The following is a 5093-nucleotide window of genomic DNA, read 5'->3' as shown; positions in this document are numbered from 1 at the left end:
CATCACCCACAACGACATCGTCGCGGCCGAACCACTGTTGTACAACATCGAGGGCACACACCTGGCCCCGATCAACGGCGGCACGGCGGAGTTCTACTACCAACTGCTGATTCCGGGCGCAGTGCTCAACACGCTGGACGCATTCGAGGCCACCCGCGCCATTCGCGAGTCGATCCACAGCGACATCCTGCGCGTCGGCGAAGCACGCCAGGAACTGCCCGAACCGGTCGTGGCCGGCGTGGTGGACGGCGTCCTGCCAGCCGACACCGCCGGCACCACCGCGACCGTGATCTACAAGGAAACGGTCAAAGACGATGAAATTTTCATGTCCTGGCTCGGCTCGATCACCGGCGAATACCCCGACTCGATCAAGCTGAACGAATTCACCGCCGGCAAGGAAGTGCCGTTCACCATCCCGGCCGCGATGATCAAGGGCAATGAAGGCGGCACGGTCGAGGTCAAGTACGAGATCAAACGCGCGGCGGGCGGGACGAGTTATTCGGATACGTTGAAGTTCAGTGTCGGCGTGGCGCTGGATCTGAAAGCGCCGAAGATCAAGGAAGCCCCCAATGACACCAGTCTCGACCCGCTCAATGCCCAGAACACACTGACCGCGGTGATCGACTATGACGGCATGCTGGTCGGCGACAAGATCAGCGTCCGCTGGACCGGCGCCCCCGGAACGCTGCCTGCCGGTTCGCACACCACGGATCCATGGCCGGTCACCCGCGTCGGCCCGCAGGAAATTCCGCTGGACGTCTCGGTGATCGCCTTCAACCTCGACAAGTCAATCACGCTTGACTACGCCATGACACGCGGCACCCAGGAACCGAAAGACTCGCAGATTCGTACGTTGGCGGTGTTGCAACTGCGCGTGGATCTTTCGCATTCACCGAAGATCATGCAGGCGGCCGGCGGTGGTAACGGCACTGAGCTGGATGTGTCGACGCTCACTGCTGCGGCCACTCTTCGTGGCGGTTTCTGGCCGCACATTGCCAGTGGCCAACGTGTCTGGATGGAGGTACAGGGCACCAAAAAAGATGATACCGAGTACAAACGCGTCGTGTGGAGAGGCCCAAGTAACGCCGTGAACGGGACCTGGATATCGCAAGGTTATCTCGATGCATCCTTGCCTTTGGCTGACCTGCAGTCGTTAAAGGATCTCAGCCCACTCAACGTGTCTTTCATGGCAACGCCGGACCGCAGCACGGATGAAAACCTCGCGCTGAGTTTTCCGGTGCGGACCTATACGGTCAAAAACGTCGTAGAGGTGCTGCCGACTATTGAGTCAATCAAGGAGTCGCCCGGTGGGGACGAAATCCCACACGGCAGCCCGACAGTAAAAACAGCGGTCACACTGAGTGGTAAGGCCACCCCGGGCAAAAAAATCGATCTGGCCAATAACGGCGCGGTGATGCCGAATACCGAAATTCAAGTAGATTCAAAGGGGGAATGGACATTTCAACTGACGGGTCTGGTGGCCGGGAATACCTACAAACTGAGCGCCCGACGCAAGGACGGCACCCTCTCCGATTTCCGCGACGTGGTTGTGGTCGCGCTGTTAAAGCCGACGCTGGACAATGTACTGGATGACAAAGGTGTGGAAGTGCCGGACGGCAAAACGACCGTGAGCACCGCCCTGAAACTCAAAGGCACCGCCAGCAAGGGTCAGAAAGTCGAGATATTTGATGAAAAACCGGATGCCGAGTCCAAAGGTAGCGCTACGGCTGATGATGTAACTGGTGAATGGGAGCATTCGTTCAATGTCGCTGCAGGTGCTCACCGACTGTATGCCGAATCGCTCTATCATAGCAGTGCAACCCACTCCAATGTACGGACATTATCGGTGGTCGTTGCAACGGCTCCCACCATTACGACAATCAAGGGTTCGCAGAGTGGCGCGGATATTCCCGAAGGTGGCGATACAACCGATACGTCGGTGGTCATCACTGGCACCGCCGCCAAGGGGCAGAAGATCGATGTACTCGAAGGTACAAATTCCAAAGGCCAGCCCGATGCCGACGTTACAACCGGCATCTGGACCCTGACCATTTCCGGATTGAACGTGAAGTCCTACAGTTTTACTGCCAAGCCGTTGTACGGCACTGGCCTGCCGTCGTCAGAGGCGAGAACCATAAGAGTAGTGGCGCGGTTAACTATAAATGCAAGTCAAATGAATCTGAATGGTTTCTCGGTAAAAATTCCTAGTTGGCCAAAAACAGGTCAAGACTCTATTGGCAATACTGAATTTCGCCAGCCTCAGGGTGGAGTTCCACCATATAACTACAGATCTAATAACATAGCTACTGCTTCCGTCACACCACAAGGAAAGGTGACTGGAAACAGTAATGGCGACGCTACTATTTTTGTTACAGACCAAATAAAAAATGAAGTTTCTTTTAACGTGCGCGTTACAAACACACATCGACTACTAATAAATACAACACTAATGTCCGCCGCAGCAGCAAGATCTTGGGTGCTTGCCGTCAATGGAACATTTATTATTGATGGACCATCCGGAGTCAGCATATTCGAGACTAATGTCAATAGAGTATACATTCCTCCCTCGAGGATAACTTGGTATTGGACTGGCGTACCACACCGCACCTTCCCAAATAATTACTTATTTGTCCATAGAGGTTCCCCTATACAATTTGGCGGTATAGAAAATGACTCTCAATTTGGCGCGTGGTGTTTATTACCGAATCAATAACGCGCCAATTTAGATACCGTGGTGCAAAAGGATGCAAAGGGGACGTAACCTGCACCCCCCCCCTGAAAGCCGCACTCCTAGTAAAAGGAAGTGCGGTTTTTTCATTTAATCTCAATTCACAGCAATCGTTGGGCAGTACTTAAGACTATGGCCGCAAGGATTATCGGGGCGCGATCGGGGACAGGCCACGTTTTCACCCCGACAATCGCCCTATCTTTTGCTTTTTAAACCCAAATGTTTAAAAGACACCTCCAGACACGCCTCTGAGGCTACACATCCTTGCGCCATTGCCTACAGCTACGCCAGAATCCGCCGGCTTGTGCGCCTTGGGGTCGGGTTCTATTGTGGGTCGGTCGCTGACGAATCAGCGATCGGGTTTAGCGACCCGAACCTTTGTAGGCGCATCAGCGCTCCAAACTCGACTGTGGATGCTTATCTGCAATCGACGTTATGGCGGCTGTGCGCGGGAGACCTTCGGGTCTGCCGGGCGCCTACACCCGGTTCGCTAACCTGCGTCCAGCCGCCACCCTTTCTTGTTTAGCGACAGGTTTTGGTGGCCTCACATGTAGGAGTTTCACCATGATCAAACCAACACCCAACCCACCCGAAACCGACCTCGCCTCCCCCTACGAATCCCTCGATTCAAAAAAACTCAACGACGCCGCCGAACGCGCGCTCGATCACTACCTCTGCCCACCCGGCTCCCCCCCACCGCCGCGTAAAACCCGCCGGATGTACGCCGTTACCGCAGACTTCAAAAACGAAGAACTGCTGGCCGATGCCAGCGAAACCCTCGCCTCCGCCAGAACCATCGCCCATGACTTCGCCCACCTAATCCCCGCGTCGCAGCGCCGGACGCTGTTGGGGATTGCGCAACTGATCATGCTCGGCGAACTGGCGGTGAATCGGGTGATGGATAATCTGGAGGTGCCGGGTTGACGCAGGCATTGGGGACACCAGCTGATTGATCCAGCGTCAATTCTGACGCCTTCGCGAGCAGGCTCGCTCCCACCGTTGAACGGCTTCCAAAGTGGGAGCGCGAATACTGGCTAAGGCGCAACACAAAACCTTGAGGCAGAAAAAACACGCCGCCCCGTTTCAATCGGGGCGGCGGGTTGCAGATCACTACGCCGTTAAAACCTGTTCAGGTGAAATCGGGCCGAAACTGAGCCTCTTGCCGTTGATATAGCGCGCGCCCTTGAGCATCTCCGTACCCTCGATAACGACGACCTCGTCTTGCGTGTACATAAACGTCACCACCGATATCGGCGTCGTACGCTCCGGTAGCCCCCAAGACACTTTTGTCCGCTGCTCAATGAGGGTGAGAGCCCAATCAAACCAAATGACGGGGAGGTCTTCGATCTTGATTTCGCGCTCCGGATTTTCCCAACGAAAGTCCTGCCGCGCCGTCATCAACAGCGCATTTCCCTCTATGACAAATTCCGGCTTGCCAAATCGCCTCTCCATTTCATTGTTGATCCAGGCATCCAGGTACAAATCCGGATCGGTGAAGAGTTCGAAAAGCATCGCACTGTTGACGATTTTTCCGGCAGAAGCCCCAATCACACTGTAGTGATTGTGGTACGCCAAACCTTCCAGCTCCGGCCGAATCGCGTTGTTCGACACTTCCAGATAGTTGGCGCTGTAGACGTTGGCCATCTGCTTGAAATGGGTGAAGTCCAGCATCAACTTGAAAGTCACGGTGTAACCGATTGCGCGATCGGCTGTACGTTGTTCCAACACTCCCGAGACGAATTCAACCTCCATACCTTGCAACTTTATGTAGGGCTGGTCTGCCATGGTTGCTTCCTCTGAAACCCGATTCAGGCGCCGATCCCTGGTACTCGTATCAGATGATCAGAGCGACCAATGCAGGGAAATGCCGGGAGAATTCCCATGGCAATGAGAGCGCCGGCGGGCGCAGCCGTCTACTGTCAGACTTGACAGGTTCAGAGGTTTTCCAGACAGACGGTAACCATCAGGAATCGCGGCGCAAATCCGGCGGGGATCCCGCAGGAACAGACCAATTACAACCAGATCTTCGCCCACATCACCTTTTAAACCCTGGTTCTTAAAAGACACCTCCAGACACTCCTTCAAGGCTACAAATTCTTGCGCCATTGCCTACAGCTACGCCAGAATCCGCCGGCTTGTGCGCCTTGGGGTCGGGTTCTATTGTGGTGCGGTCGCTGACGAATCAGCGATCGGTTCTCGCAGCCCGTCGATCTCTGGACGCACAACACCCGCTTTTTTTATGGCGGCTGTACGTGGGAGACCTTCGGGTCTGCCGGTTCTAGAGTCCCGGTCTGCGACCCGCGTATAGCTGCCACCTCCTTTTCGTATCGCAGCGAAAGGTAGCGGCTTCATCGACTCTAGGAGC

3 protein-coding genes are annotated in these 5093 nt (G+C 55.2%); 2 read left to right on the top strand and 1 reads right to left on the bottom strand.

From position 1 onward, the window contains the following. Together M9827_RS04485 and M9827_RS04480 are read left to right on the top strand one after the other, a co-directional pair. The coding region (locus M9827_RS04485; protein ID WP_502943378.1) for an immunoglobulin-like domain-containing protein at positions 1 to 2713 on the top strand (2713 nt) is incomplete at its 5' end. Positions 2714 to 3292: 579 nt separating this feature from the next. After that, the gene (locus tag M9827_RS04480) at positions 3293 to 3652 is read left to right on the top strand and encodes a DUF6124 family protein (RefSeq protein WP_250603771.1); all 360 of its coding nucleotides are present in this window, start codon (positions 3293 to 3295) and stop codon (positions 3650 to 3652) included. 186 nt (positions 3653 to 3838) lie between these two features. On the opposite strand, the gene M9827_RS04475 is transcribed toward M9827_RS04480, so the two are convergent. After that, entirely contained in the window at positions 3839 to 4513 is a 675-nt protein-coding gene (locus tag M9827_RS04475; RefSeq protein ID WP_250603769.1) for a hypothetical protein, read from the bottom strand. Positions 4514 to 5093: the final 580 nt, after the last annotated feature.

The organism is Pseudomonas sp. AKS31 (genome assembly GCF_023634765.1).
Lineage (GTDB): Bacteria > Pseudomonadota > Gammaproteobacteria > Pseudomonadales > Pseudomonadaceae > Aquipseudomonas.
The sequence above is the reverse complement of the archived record's forward strand: the minus strand, read 5'-3'. Positions and strand labels throughout refer to the sequence as shown.